The sequence below is a fragment of the Streptomyces vulcanius genome (assembly GCF_042653945.1).
Taxonomy (GTDB): Bacteria; Actinomycetota; Actinomycetes; order Streptomycetales; family Streptomycetaceae; genus Streptomyces; species Streptomyces mangrovi.
On sequence record NZ_JBHSFK010000031.1, the window covers coordinates 55,285 to 76,783 of the forward strand.

The following is a 21,499-nucleotide window of genomic DNA, read 5'->3' on the forward strand; positions in this document are numbered from 1 at the left end:
AGCGCGGCATTACGGCATTCGGCGCGTTGCCTGGGCATTCTGCTGAATGGCCTCTTCATGCCGGCCTCTGGCCACCAGTCGGCGTGTCACCGTGGCCCCGGCACGGCTCCGTGTTTGACTGGTGGCCCGCAACTAACGCGTTTGCATGGAGAGCGGTCGTGGGCGGCATGGCGGTCACCAGGTCGCCCAATGGCCTATCGGCCGAAGAGTCCATTCCTGCCCAGCGGAACGAAGGTTCGGTGACTCAGTGCTGTCAACCATGAAGGACACGATCAGCCACCATCTCGCTCAGGCCGCAGCGCAGACGCCGGACGAGAGAGCGTTCACCTTTGTGGACTTCAGCACCGACAGCAGCGGGGTCCCCTTCACTTTGGCCTGGCGTCAACTCGACAACCGGGTCCGCACCACCGCGACGGCTCTGCGCCACGCGGGCGCGGCCGACGAGCGCGTGGCCATCGTGGCACCCCAGAACCTGGACTACGTCGTCGGCTTCCTCGCTGCCGCATGCGCCGGATCGATCGCCGTGCCTCTGTTCCCTCCGGCTCTGCCCGGTCATGCGGAGAAACTCGCCGCCTCGCTCACCGACGCCGACCCGGTGCTCGCCTTCACCAGCCCCGAAACCCAGCAGGCTGTGGAGACGTTCTGCGCCGACCGGGCCGGATCCCGCTTGCGCGTGGTCACCGAACAGGGACTGCTCGCAGAGTTCGGCCCCGGGGCGGCGACTGCGGCACCGTCGAGCGGTGAGACTTTCCATCCGCAACCCGACGACTGTGCCTACCTGCAGTACACCTCGGGCTCCACCCGTGTGCCGTCCGGCGTTGAGATCACTCACGCCAACGTCTGCGCCAACGCACGCCAGGCACTGGCTGCGTACGACATCCGCGCCGGGCGCAACTGCACCGTCGGCTGGCTTCCGCTGTACCACGACATGGGCCTGGTTCTCGCGATCGTGCTGCCCCTCGTCGGCCGCGTGCACTCCGTCCTCATGGACCCCTTGGCCTTCGTACAGCAACCTGTCAGGTGGCTGCGCCTGCTCAGCCGACACCCGGGAGCACTCACCGCCGCCCCCAACTTCGCCTACGACTACTCCGCGCGCCGCGTCACCGACGAGGAGCGCAGCGAGCTGTCACTGGGCTCGGTCGCCGCCATGGTCAACGGCAGTGAACCCATCGCGGAGCAGACCCTGCAACGGTTCCAGGACGCCTTCGCTCAGACTGGCATGGCCCGAACAACCATGCGCCCGTCCTACGGCCTGGCCGAGGCGACCGTGTTCGTCTCCGCCTCACCGGCCGGCGAGGAACCGACCGTCACCTGCTTCGATCGAGACGCGCTCGCGGAGGGAACCGCCCGTGTGGTCGAGCCCACCGACGCAGGAACCGTGACCCGCCTGGTCGCATGCGGACGCCCCACCGAGCAGGAGATCGCCATCGTCGACCCGGTGACTCGCGTTCGTCTGGAGGGCGGCAGGGTCGGCGAGATCTGGCTCCGCGGACCCAACATCGGACGCGGCTACTGGAGACGCCCGCAGCAGAGCGAAGCCACTTTCCGCGCGACCCTCCAGGGCGACGACTCGAGTGACCGTACTCACCACTGGCTGCGCACCGGCGATCTCGGACTGTGGCACGACAAGCAGCTCTACATCACCGGCCGCATCAAAGACCTCGTGATCATCGACGGCGCCAATCACTATCCGCAGGACATCGAGCAGACCGTCGAAAGCGCCCACCCGGCAGTCCGCCGCCATCACACCGCAGCGTTCGCCGCATCCACCGACGGCGGGGAACGCCTGGTCATCGTCGCTGAGCATGCCCGTGACCTTGCCGAACCCCACAGCGTCCTGGACGAGGTAACACGCGCCGTCCGGGCGGCAGTTGCCACCAGCCACGCCATTGCTGTCCACGACTTCGTCCTTGCCCGGCCTGGCTCTGTTCCCCACACCACCAGCGGCAAGGTTGCCCGCAGCGCATGCCGGGAGCACTACCTCGAGGGCGCCTGGAGCTCCGGCACTCTGACGCAGAAGGAGACGGGCACCGTATGACGCAACCAGGCCGACACCAGGAACAGGGCGACGACACCCGAACCCCCACCCCCACAGCCAGTCGCCCCGGACCGGGCGCTGTTGAACTGCGAGAAGCACTGCTGCGGCTTGTCTCAGACCTCAGCGGCACCCCTGCGGAGCAACTCGACGATGCCCGTCCGCTGGCGGAGTACGGTCTCACCTCCCGCGACGCCGTCGGACTGACCGGCCACTTGGAGCAGATGCTGGACCGTTCGCTGTCCACCACCTTGGTGTGGGAACACCCGACCATCGGGCAACTGGTCCGCGCCTTGACCACCTCCGAAGCGGACCAACAGCCGGACACGTCCGGCGACCCGGCGGTCGCTGCCGGCACCGGCCAGGACACCATCGCGATCATCGGCATCGGCTGCCGCCTGCCCGGAGGCATTCACGGACCGGACACGTTCTGGGAACAACTCCTGGCCGGGACGGACACGGTCAGCCAGGTACCCGACGGACGCTGGCGCAACTTCTCCGGCACGGCCGCCGATGTCACCGCCCTGATGGCGTCCACCACCCGGTGGGGCGCCTTCCTCGACGACATCGAAGGATTCGACGCGGACTTCTTCGGCATCACGCCGCGCGAGGCTGAGGTCATGGATCCCCAGCAGCGGCTGCTGCTCGAAGTCAGCTGCGAGGCACTGGACCATGCCGGAGTACCGGCCCACACCCTCCAAGGCACCGCCACCGGCGTCTTCGTCGGTCTGAGCGCACTCGAGTACGGTCATCTGACCACCTCAGACCCGACGCGCCTCACCCCGTGGACCAGCACCGGGGCAGCAGGCAGCATCGCCGCCAACCGCGTGTCCTACCTGTTCGACCTTCGCGGCCCCAGCGTCACCACCGACTCAGCCTGCTCGTCGTCCCTCGTGGCCGTGCATCTGGCCTGCCGCAGCCTACGCACGCGCGAGTGCGACGCCGCACTGGCGGCCGGAGTCAACGTCCTCCTGTCCCCCTCGGTCACGGCCTCATTCGAGCAAGCCGGAGCACTGGCCGCGGACGGCAGGTGCAAGCCCTTCGACGCGGAGGCCGACGGCATCACCCGCGGCGAAGGCTGCGGCGTCGTCGTACTCAAGCGCCTTGCCGATGCCGAGCGCGACGGCGACCGAGTCCTGTCCGTCATCAGAGGCACCGCCGTCAACCAGGATGGCCGGTCGGCGGGCCTGATGGCACCGAACCCGACAGCCCAGGAAGCGCTGCTGCGCGACGCCCTGCGCGACGCGCAGCTCGAACCCGGCGACGTCGACTACGTAGAAACGCACGGAACCGGGACCCTACTGGGGGACCCCATCGAGGCAACTGCCCTGGGAGCAGTCCTCGGCCGCGGCCGGCAGCCCGAGCAGCCCCTGCTGATCGGATCGGTCAAGAGCAACCTGGGCCACCTTGAGGGCGCCGCCGGCGTCATCGGTTTGATCAAGACCGCAATGGCCCTGCACCACAGCCGAATTCCGGCCAGCCTGCACTTCCACACCCCCAACCCCCACATCGACTTCACCGAGCTGGGCCTACGCGTGGTCACCGAGCCGACCGTCTGGCCCACTCCTTCCCAGCGCCCCGGACGCGCCGGCGTGTCCGCCTTCGGATTCGGCGGCACCAACGCCCACGCCGTACTCGAGCAGGCACCACCAGCCGCACCGTTCCCCGCCGCCCCCTCGCCCGCCGACGACGAAGACAACCGCCCGCACATCCTGGTGGTGTCCGCCCGGTCCGCCGACAGGCTCGCCGACACCGCCGCGAGCCTGTCGCGATGGGTCGCCGACGACGCACCCGCACTCACCGACATCGCCCACACCCTGGCCCGGCACCGCCGTGGGCCATGCTGTGCCGCCGTCGTCGCGCGGACCCACCGCGACGCGGCCACCAAGCTCGCCGCGCTGGCCCGCAACGAGACGGTCCCCGGCCTGGTCACCGCCTGCGCCGATGCCACAGCGGCCCGGCCCGGCACCGATCGCCGACCGGTCTTCGTCTTCTCCGGCTACGGCTCGCAGTGGGACGGCATGGGGCGACGCCTGCTGACCGATGATCCACTCTTTGCCGCCCAGATCTCCGCGCTCGACCCGGTCTATCTCGCCGAGACCGGCTCCTCACTGACCGCCATGCTCACGCGGACCGATCCCGGCCTGTCAGTGGACCAGACCCAGCCGCTGCTCTTCGGAATCCAGCTGGCCCTGGCAAGGACAATCCAGGCTTACGGCGTGGAACCCGCCGCCGTCATCGGTCACTCGATGGGCGAAGTCACCGCCGCCGTCGTCGCGGGCGTCCTGGACGCCCGTGACGGACTCCGTGTCATCAGTCGCAGATCAGCCCACCTCGCCACCATCGACTCCGAACACGCCGGTGCCATGGCCGCGGTGCACCTGCCGACGGATGTCCGGGACGAACTCCTCAGTCACTTCCCGGGAGTCGAGGTCGCCGTTCACTCCTCGCCGCAACGGTGCACCGTGGCCGGCCCCGCCCAAGCGGTGCGCGACCTGGTGAACGAACTGACCGAACGGGGGCACCTGGCTCGCCTGCTCCAGGTGGGCGGCGCCGGGCACTCAGCCGCCGTCGACCCGATCCTCCCCTCGCTGCGCGAAGACCTCGCCTCGCTGCAACCGCGCACCTCCTCAACGCCCTGGTACAGCACCGTCGTGGACGATCCCCACGCACGCCCGGCAGCCGATGCCGGCTATTGGTGCGCCAACGTGCGCCGCCCTGTGCGCCTGCAACAGGCAGTGACCGCGGCCGCCGAAGACGGCCACACCCTCTTCCTGGAGATCTCGCCCCACCCCACCGCCGTGGTCCCGCTCACCGAAACACTCGAAGCGACCCCGGCGGGCGTGCAGGCCCTGGTCGTCCCGACCCTGCACAAGAAGGCCGACGAAGCCGTCGACGTACGCGCTGCACTGACGAGGCTGCACTTCGCGGGCGTCACGATGAACACCGAGCGGCTGTGGCCCGCCGGTACGCGCACCACACTCCCAACCCCCGCCTGGCGTCACGAACGGTTCTGGTTCGCCCGCAACGCAACCTCCACCGCGACGGGCGGCCATCCCCTGCTGGGCGGGCGTGCCGAGGACCCGAGGACCGGCACCGTGCTGTGGCAAGGAGACATCGGCACGCGTCGGCACGGGCCCCGGCGCATGCTCCACGACAGAGCGGCGCTGACTCTCGCGTCCGCCGCAGAGCTGATGATCGAAGCCGGACTGGAACTCTGGGCAGGAGCGGGCATCACCCGCCTCGGCATTGAGGATCTGAAGATCCACCAGTGGCTCGCCATTGCCAGCAGCACACCCCTGACCACGGTGTGGGAACCGGCCTCCGACACGCACGGAACCGTCACCCTCCATGCCCGCGGCGCCGACGGCACTTGGCGCTGCCACGCTTCGGCCCGCATCACTCGCGATCCCGAAACCCCAGATGAGCACCACACCGACACGAATCAGACACCGGCCTTCGTCCAACACTTCGCCCCCGAGGATCTGCAGCAGCCACATCGGCCGGCCTACGCGTACCTGCTGACCGCCATGCTGGAAGCGCCGACCGCCGCAGGCACGACACCAGCCGGCGACAACACCGTCCGGGCCACCGCGCAGACCGCCCCCGTAGGTGTACGGTCCTTGCACGTCACAGCCCCAGGCATCCTCGACACCGGTTACGACATCCACTGCACGCCTGCCGCGGGCACCGACTCGACGGACACCGACGTCGGCCAATGGCATGTCATCGCCCAGGGCGGAGCGACCAAGATCACCGCCTGGTACGTTCAGTTGCGTCCCATCGAGGCACACGAGGTGCCTCGGCCCCTTGAAACGTTCACCTACGAGATCCGGTGGGAGAAGTCCACCGCCGCCCTGCCCCTGGACCTTCGCCGCGCCCTGCTCGTCAGCGACGAGACGAACGCCGCAGGTGGCATCACGGCCTCCCTCGTGTCAGCCCTGGAATCCCAGCATGTCAACGTCACAGTGGCCGACGCCCAGGACGACACCGTCGACACCGTGCTCGACACATGGCTGCACACCCCGTCGGACGGCCCGAGCGCCGTTGTCCTGCTCCTGCCTCAGCAGGAACGCCATGACGACATCCGGCCTCTGCGCACGGCAGCGCGACTGGCCCGCTGCCTCGCGCGGAACACGCACCAGCCCTCGCCACGCCTGTGGATGACGACCGTACTGGCACAGTCGACAGCACCCGGAGAACCCGGAACGCCACATCTTGCCTGCCTTCGCGGACTCGTCCGCGTCCTGGGACTCGAGCACCCCCACCTGCGGGCCACGCTGGTAGACATCGACAACCAGCCCGGCGCAGTCGACGACCTCGTCCAGGAACTCCTCGCCAATGGTGACGACGACGAGATCGCGTGGAGGGCCGGCACACGTCTCACCGCCCACCTCTCGCACGCCGACCTCACCGCACAGCGCAACGAGCAGGTGGCATTCACACGTCCCGACGGCGCCTACATCATCACTGGCGGCCTTACCGGACTCGGCCTGGCCACAGCACGTCGACTCGCCCAGCTGGGCGCCGGCCGTATCGTCCTCAACGGACGTCGAGCCCCCGGCCCCGAAACCCAGGCCGTCCTAGCCCAACTGCAGGCTCAGGGCACCGCCGTCGCCGTCGTCCAAGGAGACATCGCAGAACCCGATACCGCCCCGACCCTGGTGCGCGCAGCCCTCGCCGAAGGCCACACCCTGCGCGGAATCGCACACTGCGCCGGCGTCCTGCACGACCGCATGATCACGGACCTCGAACCGGCGGACATCGATACCGTGCTGCGGCCAAAGGTCGTCGGAGCCCGGAACCTGGAGGCGGCCGTCGCAGCCCACGACCTGGACTGGTGGGTGTCCTACAGCTCCGCCGCCGCCCTTCTCGGCTCACCAGGACAGGCCGCCTACGCAGCCGCCAACGCATGGCTCGACTCCATGGCTCACCACCGCAGAGCCTCCGGTCGGCCGGCGACCGCCATCGCCTGGGGCCCCTGGGAGAACGTCGGCGGAACGGCCGGGAACCCGGCTCTGGCCCTGGAGCCCATCCACCTGGCTGAGGGTATGGACGCCCTTCAGCCGCTCGTCACCCTCAACCGGGCCCATATCGGTGTCGTCCACCTCAACACCGACCGCGTGCTGATGGCATTTCCCGGCCTGTCAACGGTCCCGTTCTTCACCAACGTCCTCCAGGACAGCGCTCCCGGAGCCGACGACTGGGTGGGCCCTGCCGGCATCGCAGCCCTCGGAAGCTCAGCCACGCAGAAGGTGTACACGCGCCTGGTGAAGACAACAGCGGCCATCATGGGATTCAGCGCCCACGAACTCAGCGAGACGACCGCGCTGACCGCTCTCGGGCTGGACTCCCTGATGACCGTGCGGATCGCCAACGCCGCCCGCCATGACTTCGGCGTCGACCTGCCCGCCCCTTGCCTGCTGCGCGGCGCCTGCCTGCGCGAACTCGGCGACACTGTGCTGGAACAACTCGGCCTCGACGCCATGGTGCCGGGCACCACCTCCGCACCGGTAACGCCGGACAGCACCCAGCAGACGCACCCCTCCACACCGCGGCTGCCAACCTCCCTCGCCCCCCGAGACGCCGCCGAGCGCCTGGTCGCGGGGGCCTGGGCCGAAGTCCTGCACCGCGGGCCCAGAGACATCCGCGAGGACTTCACCGCCGCCGGTGGCGATCACCGCGCGGCCGAGTCCATGACGGACGTCATCCGCCAACGCCTGGACAACGACGCCCAGCTGAGCCTGACGGCCGAAGCCGTCCTCGCCCACCACACCGTCGCAGCCATCGCCGAACTGATCCGACCCGTGGTCAACCGAACCGGCCAGTCGCCGGTTACCACCCTGCGCCCGGCACCCGCCGGGACACAGCGGCCCGCGCTGTTCACGTTCCATCCCGCTGGCGGACCGACGTCGGTCTACCTGCCGCTGACGCAACTGCTCCCGGCCGGACAGGCCGTGTACGGGCTGGAACGCGTCGACGAGTTGAGCACCGTGGAGGGCAAGGCGGCTCACTACCTCACGCTCATCCGTGACATCCAGCCGGAAGGGCCCTACCACCTGCTCGGCTGGTCCTTCGGCGGATGCCTCGCCTACGAAGCGGCCCGCCAACTGACCGAGGCAGGACAGGACATCGGGCTCCTGGGGCTGATCGACACCATCCTGCCCGCCGCCCTGCCGGAACAGGAATCACCACAACTCCTGCTTGAGCGCTTCGGGCGTTTCGCCGAGTACATCGAGAAGACCTACGGCCACCGTCTGGACCTGCCCTACGACGAACTGTCGGCCACCCCGGACGAACAGCAGATCGACGTGGTCATGCGGCTCGTCGCCGACGCCGGCCTCGACATGAGCCCAGGGATCATGGAGCACCAACGGACCTCCTACATCGATGCCCGCGTCGGCGAGCGATACCTCCCCCACCCCTACGACGGCCATGTCGTGCTCTATCGCGCCCAGCGGGCGCAGCAGCTCACCACCGCCCTGGACCCGCGCTATCTCCGTCAGGAAGCAGACCTGGGCTGGGCGCCACTGTGCCGGTCCCTCGAGATTGTCCCCGTCGAGGGCGACCACCTCTCCGTCATCGACCCGCCTCACGTCCGGACCATCGCGCAGCACGTCGCCCGCGCCATCACGCCGCCCACCCGGTGACCCCCGCCCGAGCCCACGAGAGAGCGTGGTGGTCGGTCGATGTTTCCGATTCTGTCGTGGTGGTCCAGGCCCACGCTCACTCCCGTACTCCACAGGGTGTACGGGATGCGGCACGCTGAGCGAGTGGTGCCACAGCCGCTATGCGCGCACCTCGCCGATGCCGCGCTCGGCGGCCGACCGGTCCGGATGGACCTGAGTGTGCGCCGTCTGTACTGCGAGAACGTGGCCTGCCCGAAGGTTGCGTCCAAGGCGGTGGAGGCCGCCCTGCCTCAGACGACCGCTCGCCCCGGCGAGGCCCAGGCGGCGAAGCTGACACGCGACCTGGCTGACCAGTTGCTTGTCCTGGACGAGCGGATCAAGAACAACGACCGGGAGATCCGCGAGACGTTCCGCCTCGACGAGCGTGCCGAGATCATCGAGTCCCTGCCTGGCATGGGCCCGATCCTGGGCGCCGAGTTGGTCGCCGTTGTCGGAGACCTTTCTGGATACCGGGACGCCGACCGCTTCGCCTCGCACGCGGGCCTGGCCCCGGTGCCCCGCGACTCCGGCCGCCGCACCGGCAACAACCACCGGCCCAAACCGATGTGCTCTGGGCGATGCTGCGCGACAAGGGGCTGTTCACCTCTACCCCGCCGGTCCCGCAGACGGCTTGGCACGCTCATTGAGATTCCACTCGACCAGGGCGGGTGGGAGGTCGAGTGCGGCAGGACAGGAAACCGGCTTGCAAGACGCCCGCTTCCCGCCCAGATCACCCCCTCGAACTGCTCACGTAGCGGCTCGGGGTACGCCGAACCTGCCGACCGGCAGGAACGGCCCGATGAACTTCCACTCTCGCCGGTGAGTTGCGCACGCCTCACACCAACGTCATACCGGAGCGGCATCCCGGGGCCCGAGACCCAGGTTTGATCACAACTGAAGGCAGACCCTGACGGCCTCCGACGTGCTGGGCGAGGCGACCGGGGGGAGCGGCTCGTGACTGTCTACGACATGCACTTGTTGAGGACGTGGCAGGCTCGGGCCGTGCCGTCCTCGGCTTGCAGAGCCCCGCCGAGCTGACGCGCGGCTTCAGCGTGAACAGTGTTCCTGGTAAGGGCACGCAGGCGTTGGGCGAGCGCAATGACTGTGAGATCACGGGCTGGCAGTGGTTCGGGTCCGGCGCGGAGCTTGCGTACCCGTGAGGCCCAGTAAGCCTGGTCGCCGAAGAACGGGCAGACCAACGATGGTCTTCCGGCTCGCAGTGCTGAAGCTGTGGTGCCTGCCCCGCCGTGGTGGACGACTGCGGCCATCCTGGGGAACAGCCATTGGTGGGAGGTGTCGCCTACCACGAGGATGTCGTCTTCGCTGGTGGCGGGATCTCCGGCTAGCACTCCGCGTAGTCCTGCGCGTCGCAGCGCCGCCCTTACGATGTTGTCGGTTTCCTCAGGGTCGCTGGTCTTCATGCTGCCGAATCCGACATAGACGGGCGGGGGGCCGTCGGCCAGGAAGGCGAGAAGTTCCCGCGGTGGTTCCCACATCGGCTGCTGGTGATGCCAGTAGCCGGTCACGTGGACGTTCGGGCCCCAGTCGGACGGTCTCGGCACGATGGTGGGACTGAATGCGCACAACACGGGGGCGCGGCGAGCATGCCTGAAAGGGGCTAGCAAGGACAGAGCCGGGAGGCCAAGGTTCTCCCGGCGCCAGGGATTGATGAACTGACGGCACATGATCCAGGATGCCAGGTCGACCGCGTCGAAACTGAGGCGGTTACCCAAGGGCCCCAGCAGTCGGGCAGCCGGTGCGAGCGGGTGCGGGAAGGTCCCTGTGGGCTGGCTCGGTTGAAAGTGGATGATCGCGTGCGGAACGTTGAGGTACTGGCTCAGGTGGACGCCGAGAAAGCTGAAAGTGGGCGCCAGGACCAGGTCGGCTCCCTTCGCACCGGACTGCGTCTGTGCCAGGATCAAGGTGATGTGAGGCCGCAAGACGCGGCTGAAGCTGCGGACGAATGCCACTGGGTTGCTTCGGCTGGCGAGCAGTTCTTGCCCCTCGGCGGATTCGATGATCTCAGCCGGGTCGGCCGGAAGGGGATGGAAATCCAGCCCTGCCTCGGCGATCAGATGCTGATAGCGCACGCTGGCGAGAACCCGCACCGTGTCACCTTGACCGGTCAGTGCTCTGCCCAGCGCCAGGCAGGGCTGAACGTCGCCGCGGGATCCCGCAGCGAAGATCACCACTGTTCGGCCCATGTCCCATGCCTCTCTCGAATCGCGGCCCGTGGCCACCGGCGGTGATGGAGTGACCAACAACCGGCTCTGTAGCGCGCCACGTTTGTACGTGTTACCTGAGTGATTTCATCACCGTGGGCCAGATACTGTGCAGCTCTCGCTGCCAGTAGGGCCAGGAGTGGGTTCCCGGACGGTAGAGATGCGTCGTGGCCCTGACTCCCTCCGAGCGAAGCGCTGATGCGAATTTCCGGATGGATTTCGGAAGCCCGGATTCGGCCACCGCGCCGACAAGTAGGACATCGAGTGGCCGGCCCTGGTCCAGCGGCCCGGGCGTGCCGTTGCCCGCGGACAGATGGACTTGCGTTCCGCGGAAAGCGCCTGGCATGGCGGAGGGGTTATGGGCCTGCCAGACGTCGAAGTTGTCGACTGGATCGCCCCAGACCTGATTGATGTCGATGCCGTCCCGGTCGGATCCCAGACCCAACGTCAAGCGCACGAGTGGGTCGTTGAGGTCAACGTATGAGCTCATCGCCGCCACATAACGGAACATCCCCTGGTGGTGTGCCGCGTAGTTGAGTGCGCCGAAGCCTCCCATGGACAGCCCCATGATTGCCCGAGCGGGGCCGGCGTGGTATTCCTCCTCCATGAGGCGTACCAATTCGGTGGTGTGGAAGGTTTCCCAGCGCGATGTACCGGCGTGCCAGTCACTGTAGTATCCGGCTCTTCCTCCGTCGGGCATCACAATGAGGATGTTCGATTTCCTCGCCAGTTCTTCGAGGTCTGTCTCACGCGTCCATGATGTGTAGTCGTCGTCTCCGCCATGCAGCATGTAAAGGACTGGATAGGTAGCTTGGTGCTTCTTATCCCAGCCCTGGGGGAGAATGATGCGAACAGGGATGGAAGTACCCATGACGGGCGAGCTGACCGTCAGGTCCTGCATTTGAGCATCGACCTTTTTCACGGCAACGATACGAGCTGCTGCTCCAGCGGTTCCAGGCGTGTCGTTGCCCTCTCCAGCTGCCGCGGTCACCTCGGTTGCGAGGAGAGCGGTAACGAGCGCAAGACACACGAGAGAGAACTGACTCGTAGACCGGGCACGGCCGACGAAGGGTTCGAGGACAGACCACATGGACTGGTGGACTCCTTAAGGAAGGGTGTAGCCCGAAATGGAGGATGCCGACAGCAGGCATGACGCATTGGCGTCCTAAAAATATGAGCCTCGATTTCGATTCCTGGCGGCACAGCTAAAAGAGCCTTGCCTCTGCTCCTGTGCAGCCCAGTAACAATATCCACACGGAACACACCATGCCGAAATAGTCCATTGAGCGCCAGAGGACACACCGTCAGACTCTGAAACGTGCAGACTTGTAGGCATACTTGCGAGTGCGCCACGTTTAGAGAAACATTGCCATTACTGACCTTCAAAGCGTGGTGTCGTAGGGGCTGACGCCTCATGATCCCTGCGGTATGCCGACCGCATGAGGTATGCGCAAGGGGGCGGGCTGACCGACGAACGGCGGGCCTTCCGCGAGAAGTTGCGGTTGCAGGCAGCCGAGCGGTTCAGGCAGGGCGACGAGAACACGGTCATCGCTCACGACCTGCGAGTCGGCGTCCGGTCGGTACAGCGTTGGCGCAAGGCTTGGTCGCAGGACGGGCCGAGAGCCTTGGCCTCGAAGGGCCCGGCGTCGCTGCCGCTGCTCAGTGACCAACTGTTTGCCGTGCTGGAGCGTGAGCTGGCCAAGGGGCCGGTGGCACATGGGTGGCCGGACCAGACGTGGACCCTGTCGCGGATCAAGACGCTGATCGGGCGCCGCTTCCACAAGAGCTACACCGTGCAAGGAGTGGCCGCCCTGCTCAAGCGGCACGGCTGGAGCTGCCAGGTCCCCGCCCGGCGGGCGATCGAGCGGGACGAGAGCGTGGTGGCCGGCTGGATGAAGGAGACCTGGCCCCAGGTGGAAGGACCGTGGCGGCGCTCGACGCCTGGCTCGTCTTCGAGGACGAAGCCGGATTCTCGATGACGCCGCCGACCACCCGCACCTGGTCCCGCCGCGGCCACACCCCCGTGATCCGCGTCCGGGGCCGCTCCCGCCGCCGCTTATCGGTGGCCGCCCTGGCCTGCTACAAGACCGGCAAACCCTCCCGGCTGATCTACCGGCCCTGCCCAGACGCCCGGCCCGACGGACGCAAAAGCTTCTCCTGGAAGGACTACCGCGACCTGATCCAGACCGCCCACCAGCAGCTCGGCGGCCCGATCGTGCTGGTCTGGGACAACCTCAACACCCACCTCACCGCCGGCATGCGCCGCTACATCGCCGACCGCGACTGGCTCACTGTCTTCCAACTGCCGCCCCACACACCCGGCCTCAACCCGGTCGAGGGCATCTGGTCCGTCCTACGACGCACCACCGTGGCCAACCGTGCCTTCGCCGACCCCGATGACTTGATCACTGCCGTCCGACGCGGCCTACGCCAGCTCCAGTACCGCCACGACGTCCTCGACGGCTGCCTCACCGGCACCGGCCTCCGACGCCAGCCACCATGACGACATCACGCATTCAAGGTCAGTAGGTCTACACGTCCAGTTGCCGTGTCTACGGTCCCCGGAAGATCTGGCGCGAGCTGAACACGAGATCGGTAACACCGGCGCCGTCCGCGGCAGGAAGGCGATCACAAGGATCGCCGATCCGGCCGCCGAGCGGGCCCCGGACCTTCTGGACCGCGACTTCGTCGCCCGTCCCCCCAACCGCTGCCGGGTCGCCGACTTCACGCACGTCGTCCCCTGGAGCGGGGTCGTCTCCGTCGCGTTCGTCGTGGATACCTTCCGCCACGTCCCGCCCGTCGAGTGCGAGGCTGCGGCGGGCACCTGGCCAGGCGCGGTCATTACCAGGGGCGGGTGATCGTGTTGGTGTCGAGAGTGACCGATCCGTTGATGGCCAGGGCCTGTCCGTGGATGGTCACGCCGGCGTTCACGGTGATGGATGTCAGGGCCAGGATCCTGCCCGTGAAGGCGGTGTCGGTGCCGAGAGTGGCCGAGCTTCCGATTTGCCAGATCACGTTCCTGGCCGTGGCGCCGTTGATCAGGAGCACGCGGCTGGCCGTTGCCGTGGTCAACGTGGATCCGATTTGGAAAACCCATTCGGCGTTGCGGTCGCCCTGGGCGTCCAGGGTGAGCGTGCCGGTGAGAGCGAGGGACGTGGAGGCGTTGTAGACGCCGGGAGCCAACGTCAGGCCGCCGAGGTCTCCGGAAATGTCGGCGTCAGAGAGCTGGGCGACGGCGGTGTCGTAGGTGTCGATGAGATCGGCGTGAGCCTGAAGGGCATCAGCGTCTGTGATGTGGATGGTGCCGTTCACCTGACCGGGCGGGAATCCGGTGACGGACACTCCCGGGCTCACCCCGAGATCCCCGGTGACTTCGGAGGGGCCAGTATTGGTGACCGCCGCGCCGCCCAGCACCGCGAAGCGTCCCAGATAGGTGTACGCGTCCGAAGCGGTCGTGGTGCCGCCGAGGGTGATGACGGAGACGTCGACCGGGCCGAGTTCTCCCGCTGGGAGCAGGGCGTGGATCTCCGTGTCGGAGGCGATCCGCCAGGACAGGGCGGGCGTGCCACCGAAGGTGACGCCCGTGGTGTAGGAGAACGCGGTTCCGGTGATGACGACGAGATTGCCTCCGTCCACCGGCCCGTTGTCCGGGGTGAGAACAGTGATGGACGGCGAGTTGAGGTAGGTGTAGACGACTCCGCCGGCGGTTCCGCCCCTGGTTCGTACGGTGATCGTGACCGGACCTGCGGAGACGGCCGCGGGGACGGTGACAGTGAGTCGGCCGTCGGAGTCGACGGTGAAGGCGGCTGCCTGCGTACCCAGCAGGACCTCGTACGTGGTGTAGAGGCCGAGCCCGGTGAGGAGCACGGTATTGCCACCGCCCAACGGGCCGGCAGGAGGCGGAGTGAGGCGGAAGGCGGGCGGCGGCAGGTAGTAGAAACTTCCGACGACACCCGTTCCACCGGGGGTGGTGACCGAGACCGGGACGGCGCCGTGGCCGGAGGGGGTGACCGTGGCGGTGGTGGTGTCGCTGAGCACTATGAAACTCGCAGCATGGCGGGAGCCGTAGAGCACACCGGAGGTGCCGGTGAAATGACTGCCGGTGAGGGTCACCGCGTCGCCCCCACCCGTGGATCCCTGATTCGGTATGACCGCCATGTGGACGCTCCCTGAGTCCATCGGCCGATCGGCAGGCTGCGTCTTTGGCTGGCCCTTGCTCCGATGACCGCAGTGGTTCCCCTCTTCGAAGTAGCCCACTGGTCACGGGACGCGGCAAGGGCGGAGAGCATATGTCACTCGAATGAGGGGTGTGTTTGCCGGCGTGAATCCAGCCAACACTGTGCGCCGCGCGGCGACTGATTGCGCGCCAGAGCGCGGCCGTTCATGTGGGGCCGTAGATTCGCCAACCCAGCAATCTCGGATCTGCAACGAATTGACATATGAGCAGACCTTCATCAATGCGCTGCTGTCGCGCCCGGTTTCACACCGTGGCGCTCACCTGAACAGCTGATTCTGCGACGAAAGCCTTGTCGGCCTGCCGCTCTGCTGGGTTGATTCTCGTGTCCGTATCAGCGGCATTCGAGTCCGCAAACAGACACGGGCAAGCCCCCTGATCAGGCAGCAACTGACGCCTGACGGGCTGTGATTCTCGACAGCCCTGCGCACAGCGCCGACGGCTGCAGACCGTCGACCGGGCATCGGCGCAAGGCCATCGAGATGCCACTTGGCCAGTGGACACAAGAGCCGGCTAGCCCTCATTCGGGACGTAAGCGGACCGAACGCCCCATCACTGCTCGGCAATGTACCGCATGCCGGGCGAGGAGGAACACTCATGCCTATCAGCCCGAACCAAGGATCCAGCGGCGGCGGCACACTCGTCAGCATCACCGGCAGCAACCTCAGCGGCACCACCACGGTGCGCTTCGGTACGCGACTCGCCACCTCCGTCACCAACGTCTCACCCACCACGGTCACCGCGGTCTCCCCCTCCGGCACCGGAGCGGTCGGCGTCACCGTGACCACCCCGGGAGGAACGAGCAACCCGATCCCGTTCTACTACGTCGGGGCGCCGTTCAAGCAGTCCCTCAGCCCGTCCTTCGGGTCGACCGCGGGCGGCGACACGGTCACCATCAACGGCACCGGATTCTCCAGTGCCACCAGCGTCTCCTTCGGCGCCAACACCGCGGTGCCGACGGTGGTGTCCGACAGCCGGCTCACGGTCGTCGCACCGGCCGGCGCGGCCGGCTCGGTCAGCGTCAGCGTCACCACGGCCGGCGGCAGCAACAACGGGCTCTCGTACACCTACGTCGCCGCCCCGACGGTGACGGCGGTCGTCCCGGCAGAGGGACCGGAGTCCGGCGGCACCGCGGTGACCCTGACCGGCACCGGCTTCACCAGCACCAACCAGGTCACCTTCGACGGCAACCCGGCACCGTTCACCGTGATCTCCGACACCTCGGTGTCGGCCGTCACGCCTCCCGGTACCGGCGGTCCCGTCGACGTCGCCGTGACCAACGACGCAGGCACCGCCATCCTCGCGGACGCGTTCACCTACATCGCCGGTCCCGGCATCTGACCGTCCCTCAGCGGCCGGCCTCTCAGCGGCCGGCCCGTCCGGAGCGGACGTGGCAGCCTGCCAGGGCCCGTCCGTCTCCAAGCCGCCCCCGGCCCGGAACCCCACCCGGGCCGGGGGCCCACTGCCCGCCCCAGAGGCAGAGGCAGGGCAACCCGTCAGCTCTCTCTTCGGCCCTCCCCGGCCCGCCCGACACTCTACGGAGACACCGTGAAAGACAGCGCACCCGCGGCGGGAGCAGTCCGGCCCACTGTCGTCATCGCCGCCGTTCCCGTTCTCACCTCGGTCGTACCCGGTACGGGCCCTGCGGCAGGCAACAACAACGTCGTCCTGAACGGCACGGGTTTCGTCGGAATCACCGCCGTCATGTTCGGCACCAAAACGGCCCTCGGCTACACGGTCAGCTCCTCGACGCAGATCACCGCTGTAGCCCCGTCCGGAACCAGCACCGTTGCCGTGACTGTCAAAACGCCTGGCGGAACCAGCAACTCGGTCCCCTATACCTACGCGGCACAGCCCTCCCTGACCGCCGCGTCGCCGAGCCAGGGACCGTCCTCGGGCGGCACGACCGTCATCCTCACCGGGACCGGCCTCACCGGGGCCACGGCAGTCACCTTCGGCAGCACACCCGCCACCAGCTACACCGTCAACTCCCCCACCCAGATCACCGCCGTCGCCCCCGCAGGAACAAGCGCCGTGCCCATCACCGTCACCACGCCCGGCGGTACGACCGGTCCCGTCTACTTCTTCTACGTCAACGCGCCCACCGTCACCACCGTGTCGCCGAGCCAGGGACCGTCCTCGGGCGGTACCACCGTCATCCTCACCGGGGCCGACCTCACCGGGGCCACGGCAGTCACCTTCGGCAGCACACCCGCCACCAGCTACACCGTCAACTCCCCCACCCAGATCACCGCCGTCGCCCCCGCAGGAGCGGGCTCCGTCGCCGTGACCAGCACCGGCCCGGGCGGCATCAGCAACTCCGTCATCTACACCTACGTGACTTCACCGGTCCTCGGCTCCCTCACCCCCACGCAGGGGCCCACCGACGCCGGAGCCGGCGTCACTCTCACCGGCAGCGGCCTGGCCACCACGACCGCCGTCCACTTCGGCGCCGCACCCGCGGCCTTCAACGTGCTGTCCGACACCACGGTTACCGCGACCGCCTCAGCGGGGGCACCCGGCCCCGTTTCCGTCAACGTGACCACGATCGGCGGCACCAGCAACTCCCTCACCTACACACGTGTCGCCGCTCCCATGATCTAGAAAACCGTGCTCCCCGCCCCGCCGTGCCTCTGACCCAAGCGGGTTGCCCAGGCCCAAGCCTCCCCGGAATGCGAGAACCTGCGGCGTAGCGTGACGCTCCCCGACCAGTCATGGCAGACATTCGCCCTGACCGATCAAGGAGCCGAAACCGTGAGACGTTGGCAAGACCGAAGACTGTGGAAGACCGGTACCATCCTGGCGCTGGCCGCCGTAGTGGGCCTCGCTTCGCCGGCAGCGGCAGCCGTCAACTCGACAACGACAGTCACAGCATCACCCCCGGCAGCGAACGTCGGGGTACCCGTGACACTGACCGCGACCGTGACCTGTGACGCTGCCCCCGGCGGAGGTCTCGGCGTGACGTTCTTCGACGGGGGCGACATCCTGAACACCGTGCCCGTCAGCGCCAACGGACAAGCGGGGCACACGACCGCCTTCACCACCACCGGCACTCACACGATCACGGCCGCATACAACGGAAACGACAACTGCTTCGCTTCGAGCAACACGACCACCGTCGTGGTCTCAGCGGTACCCGTAACCCCTACGCCACCGGCGAACGGGTTCTGCTTCCTCGTTTGCGGCCTGATCGGTTTCACGGTCGGTGACATCAACAACAACATCGAAGTGCACTGACTCTCCTGACGGGGCGAGCCGAGAGTCGGCTGTGACCCACACCCTGTACCAACATGACGTCCACTTCACGGTCACCGCCGGCAAGGACCAACCTCGGGTTTTCATAACAGCTCGCCAGTTCATCTGGCGGGCTGTTTCTGCCTGTGCTGTGGGTTTCGGGCATGACCACGGCCCGGCAGTCGCGTCGGGGGCGCTGGTGACCAGGTTGGTCCAGGGCCAGTGCTTCGCGAGCCGGAGGGCCCGGCGGCGGCCGGTGGTCGTGACCAACTGGGCAGCGGTGGAGAACTGTCGCAGTCGCAGGCGTTTGGGTTGCCACTACCGGGCGGTGTCGGCCAGCGCGAGCATGGGCATCCAGGCGGCGCGGGCAGGTCAAAAGCGATCTGGACGGTCTCCGCCAGACCTGGTTCTGGGCGGTGTCGTGCAAGGTGGGTCGCGCAGGCCGGTGACGCGGGCGGCGCGGATACGGTCCTCGGCTCGGGCGCGCCGGCGGTGGCGCAGTTCGAGCGCAGCGATCGGGACGTTCTTGGTAGCGGTGGCCAAGCAGCTCAGGCGCATGCTGTCGGCGTCGGTGAGGCGCAACTGGGCTCCGGGGTGCGGGCGTTTTCTGCGGACGATCAGCCGCATCACCTGGGGCCAGCCGGTGAGGCAGCCACCGTCGAGTTCGGCGACCCAGGCGCCGTCGCGGACCTCGCCGTCCGGCTCATGGCCGGCGTCCAGGCTGATGCCGGAACCTTCAGGACGGCGGCGCGGACGGCATCGGTGATGGTCATGCCGACCGAGTAGGACAGCCACCGGCCGTGACCGCGAGCCAGTCGACGAACTGGTGCAGGAACCCACCTCACCGTACGGCCCAACCGCTGCCGGGCCCTGGTCAGCGACGACTTGTTCACCACCGTCCACGGCCTCGGACCCGTTTCATCGGCCTCAGCAGCCGCAGGACCAACGGGGCACCGTCATGCCGGGCCCGGAGGCCAGCGGCCCCTTTGCAGGACCGCGATGAACGTGACCGGGGAAGGGCACTGCCGATATCGCCAGTGATCCATACGCGCAATAGGGCAGGCAGGGCCAGGACAGAAAATCACTCGTGTGGCGGAGCGTGCATAAGGATTTGGACGCCGGGTGCGCCCACCCGCTCGGGGCACCGGTGTTGAAGGTGACCGTCGCCGGGTCCGGGTCGTATGGCCTTGGCATATTCCGTTGCTGTCTCCGCAATCAACGGGTGTCATGGCGCGTCGTGGAAGGCGGTGAGTCTGCTCTGGGCGGGGGCGGCCGGTGGGCGGAACGGTGTTTCTCAGCGCGGGCTGCGCAGTGATGTGCGGTTGCGTAGCAACGGATCAGCGTTTCTCTTGGAACAGTCGCCAGATATGAACGAGAAACGGAGTCACTATGAATTCGCCCCTGTCCGAAGCAGTCATCGCTGGTGCGGATGCAGCGGATCTCGCGTTGCTTCCTCTTCCGGCCAGCTTCCCGGCGGCAGCTGTGCGAGCCAGCGATGTCGATATGTTCGAGGGCGTCGAGGACAAGGACGTGCGCAAGTCTCTGTTCGTCGAGAACGTGCCGATGCCCGAGCTTGCTCCAGACGAGGCTTTGATCGCGGTGATGGCGAGTGCGATCAACTACAACACGGTCTGGACGGCGATGTTCGAGCCACTGCCCAGCTTCCAGTTCCTCAAGGAGATGGGGAAGATGGGGGGGTGGGAGGAGCGGCACGATCTGCCGTACCACATCGTCGGTTCCGACGCTTCGGGCGTCATCGTCCGTACGGGATCTTCCGTGCGTAAATGGAAGGTCGGTGATCATGTTTCCATCTCACCGGCTTATGTCGATGAGCAGGATCCCGACACGCATCGCGACGGCATGCTGGGTCAGGGGCAGAAGGCGTGGGGGTTCGAGACGAACTTCGGCGGTCTGGCTCACTACGCGTTGGTTCGGGCGAGCCAGCTGATGCCGAAGCCTCCGGCTCTGACTTGGGAGGAAGCGGCGGTCAACCCGCTGTGTGCCAGCACTGCTTATCGCATGCTGGTCAGCGAGCGCGGTGCGCGGATGAAGCAGGGGGACATCGTGCTGGTCTGGGGCGCGACCGGTGGTCTGGGCTCCTACGCCGTCCAGCTGGTACGCAACGGCGGCGGCATTCCGGTCGGTGTGGTGAACTCTGAGGAAAAGGCGAGCCTGCTCAGGTCACTGGGTTGCGATGCCGTCATCAACCGTGCCGAGATCCTTGGCGGAGATGACATGCTCCTGCAGCGTGCCGAGGGGTGGAAAAAGATGGGGAGGGCGATCCGCGAACTGGTCGGCGAGGACCCTCACATCGTGTTTGAACACGTCGGTTCGAAGACCTTCCCGGCGTCTGTCTTCCTGGCCAGACGAGGGGGGACCATCATTACCTGCGGGTCGAGCACTGGGTATGACCATACCTATGACAACCGGTATCTATGGATGCGGCTGAAGCGGATCATCGGCAGTCACGGCGCGAACTTCCACGAGCAGTGGGAGGCCAACCGGCTCATCGCGATGGGGCATGTAGTTCCGGCCCTGTCGAAGACGTATCGCCTGGAGGAGGTCGGGGCGGCAGCCAGGAGCGTGCAGACCAATCAGCACATCGGCAAGGTCGGTGTGCTGTGCCTGGCACCCCGTCCAGGGCTTGGGGTGACTGACCCGCAGGCTCGGGCTCGGGTGGGTGAGGAGCGGTTGCGCCTGTTCCGCAGGTGAGCTCGACCTGTCATGGGGTGAGCCCTGCCCCGGCTTGTCATCGAGACCGCCACCGATCTCATAGCCCGCCTCAGAGACGGGCGAGTCCGATGACGCGCGGAGCGGCGTCATCCACCGAGCTGGTCGGCCATGCGGCCATTCGCATACCTCGTCCGGCCCTGATCTGGCGTCAAGCCCTCGTCCTGGATCAACTGGACTCCCCTGGACGGTCGTTACGACCCGTGCGATGTCGTACTGCGGGGACCGGTCAGCGGTGAACCGCGAAGGTCCGCTTCGGGGACACGTGGGCTGGAGTTGTTCCTCGCAACTCCTGGGCCCTCGCCCGTCGAGCACGCGCGACGCGCCGCCCACCGTACGGCGTCGGACTGCGCTTTCGACCCGCCGCCTCGCGCCG

At 67.5% G+C, this 21,499-nt stretch carries 11 protein-coding genes and 2 pseudogenes; 9 read left to right on the forward strand and 4 right to left on the reverse strand.

Annotated elements, in window-relative coordinates; genetic code table 11:
- Positions 1-259 precede the first annotated feature (259 nt).
- The 3 genes and pseudogenes from ACFPIH_RS37490 to ACFPIH_RS37500 all read left to right on the forward strand — a co-directional run.
- On the forward strand, positions 260-2,038 hold the full coding sequence (locus ACFPIH_RS37490; RefSeq protein WP_381169070.1) for a fatty acyl-AMP ligase: 1,779 nt from the start codon (positions 260-262) through the stop codon (positions 2,036-2,038).
- Positions 2,035-8,685 carry an SDR family NAD(P)-dependent oxidoreductase gene (locus tag ACFPIH_RS37495; protein WP_381169072.1) on the forward strand — a complete coding sequence of 2,217 codons (6,651 nt, stop codon included), beginning with the start codon at positions 2,035-2,037 and terminating at the stop codon, positions 8,683-8,685. The genes ACFPIH_RS37490 and ACFPIH_RS37495 overlap by 4 nt, the downstream gene beginning before the upstream one ends.
- Before the next feature lie 237 nt (positions 8,686-8,922).
- Positions 8,923-9,350, forward strand: a pseudogene (locus ACFPIH_RS37500) (transposase); the annotation flags it as partial.
- A 315-nt stretch (positions 9,351-9,665) separates the two neighbouring features.
- Here the strand turns inward: ACFPIH_RS37500 and ACFPIH_RS37505 are convergent.
- The gene (locus tag ACFPIH_RS37505; RefSeq protein WP_381169074.1) at positions 9,666-10,907 is read right to left on the reverse strand and encodes a glycosyltransferase; all 1,242 of its coding nucleotides are present in this window, start codon (positions 10,905-10,907) and stop codon (positions 9,666-9,668) included.
- Between the two features lie 91 nt (positions 10,908-10,998).
- Positions 10,999-12,015, reverse strand: a complete 1,017-nt coding sequence (locus ACFPIH_RS37510; protein ID WP_381169076.1) for an alpha/beta hydrolase — start codon at positions 12,013-12,015, stop codon at positions 10,999-11,001.
- A gap of 349 nt (positions 12,016-12,364) precedes the next feature.
- Here ACFPIH_RS37510 and ACFPIH_RS56530 point away from each other — a divergent pair.
- Together ACFPIH_RS56530 and ACFPIH_RS37525 are read left to right on the forward strand one after the other, a co-directional pair.
- Positions 12,365-13,428 (forward strand): IS630 family transposase gene (locus tag ACFPIH_RS56530; RefSeq protein WP_465270384.1). Its coding sequence is split into 2 segments (ribosomal slippage): positions 12,365-12,808 and positions 12,811-13,428, totalling 1,062 coding nucleotides; the frame shifts between segments, so codons are not numbered across the junction.
- A 40-nt stretch (positions 13,429-13,468) separates the two neighbouring features.
- Complete coding sequence (locus ACFPIH_RS37525; RefSeq protein ID WP_381169080.1) at positions 13,469-13,783, forward strand: hypothetical protein; 315 nt, start codon at positions 13,469-13,471, stop codon at positions 13,781-13,783.
- On the opposite strand, the gene ACFPIH_RS37530 is transcribed toward ACFPIH_RS37525, so the two are convergent.
- Positions 13,767-15,083 (reverse strand): ice-binding family protein, encoded by a 1,317-nt coding sequence (locus tag ACFPIH_RS37530; protein ID WP_381169081.1) that lies wholly within the window; start codon positions 15,081-15,083, stop codon positions 13,767-13,769. The two genes, ACFPIH_RS37525 and ACFPIH_RS37530, sit on opposite strands and share 17 nt — an antisense overlap.
- Before the next feature lie 673 nt (positions 15,084-15,756).
- On the opposite strand from ACFPIH_RS37530, the gene ACFPIH_RS37535 reads away from it, so the two are divergent.
- The 3 genes from ACFPIH_RS37535 to ACFPIH_RS37545 all read left to right on the forward strand — a co-directional run bounded on the left by ACFPIH_RS37535 (position 15,757) and on the right by ACFPIH_RS37545 (position 18,396).
- Positions 15,757-16,500: an IPT/TIG domain-containing protein gene (locus ACFPIH_RS37535; protein WP_381169083.1), complete on the forward strand. Its 744-nt coding sequence runs from the start codon at positions 15,757-15,759 to the stop codon at positions 16,498-16,500.
- Positions 16,501-16,707: 207 nt separating this feature from the next.
- On the forward strand, positions 16,708-17,763 hold the full coding sequence (locus ACFPIH_RS37540) for an IPT/TIG domain-containing protein (protein WP_381169085.1): 1,056 nt from the start codon (positions 16,708-16,710) through the stop codon (positions 17,761-17,763).
- Between the two features lie 90 nt (positions 17,764-17,853).
- Positions 17,854-18,396: an Ig-like domain-containing protein gene (locus ACFPIH_RS37545; protein WP_381169087.1), complete on the forward strand. Its 543-nt coding sequence runs from the start codon at positions 17,854-17,856 to the stop codon at positions 18,394-18,396.
- 174 nt (positions 18,397-18,570) lie between these two features.
- Here the strand turns inward: ACFPIH_RS37545 and ACFPIH_RS37550 are convergent.
- Positions 18,571-19,231 (reverse strand): annotated as a pseudogene (locus tag ACFPIH_RS37550) (transposase); the annotation flags it as partial.
- 551 nt (positions 19,232-19,782) lie between these two features.
- On the opposite strand from ACFPIH_RS37550, the gene ccrA reads away from it, so the two are divergent.
- Positions 19,783-21,105: a crotonyl-CoA carboxylase/reductase gene (gene ccrA, locus ACFPIH_RS37555; RefSeq protein WP_381169089.1), complete on the forward strand. Its 1,323-nt coding sequence runs from the start codon at positions 19,783-19,785 to the stop codon at positions 21,103-21,105.
- The last annotated feature ends 394 nt before the right edge of the window (positions 21,106-21,499 follow it).

What these genes read in the sequence shown, in the direction of transcription:
- ccrA (WP_381169089.1), top strand. Translation starts at nt 19,783, where the DNA reads ATGAATTCGCCCCTGTCCGAAGCAGTCATCGCTGGTGCGGATGCAGCG.
- ACFPIH_RS37535 (WP_381169083.1), top strand. Translation starts at nt 15,757, where the DNA reads ATGCCTATCAGCCCGAACCAAGGATCCAGCGGCGGCGGCACACTCGTC.
- ACFPIH_RS37490 (WP_381169070.1), top strand. Translation starts at nt 260, where the DNA reads ATGAAGGACACGATCAGCCACCATCTCGCTCAGGCCGCAGCGCAGACG.
- ACFPIH_RS37510 (WP_381169076.1), bottom strand. Translation starts at nt 12,015, where the DNA reads ATGTGGTCTGTCCTCGAACCCTTCGTCGGCCGTGCCCGGTCTACGAGT.
- ACFPIH_RS37530 (WP_381169081.1), bottom strand. Translation starts at nt 15,083, where the DNA reads ATGGCGGTCATACCGAATCAGGGATCCACGGGTGGGGGCGACGCGGTG.
- ACFPIH_RS37495 (WP_381169072.1), top strand. Translation starts at nt 2,035, where the DNA reads ATGACGCAACCAGGCCGACACCAGGAACAGGGCGACGACACCCGAACC.
- ACFPIH_RS37505 (WP_381169074.1), bottom strand. Translation starts at nt 10,907, where the DNA reads ATGGGCCGAACAGTGGTGATCTTCGCTGCGGGATCCCGCGGCGACGTT.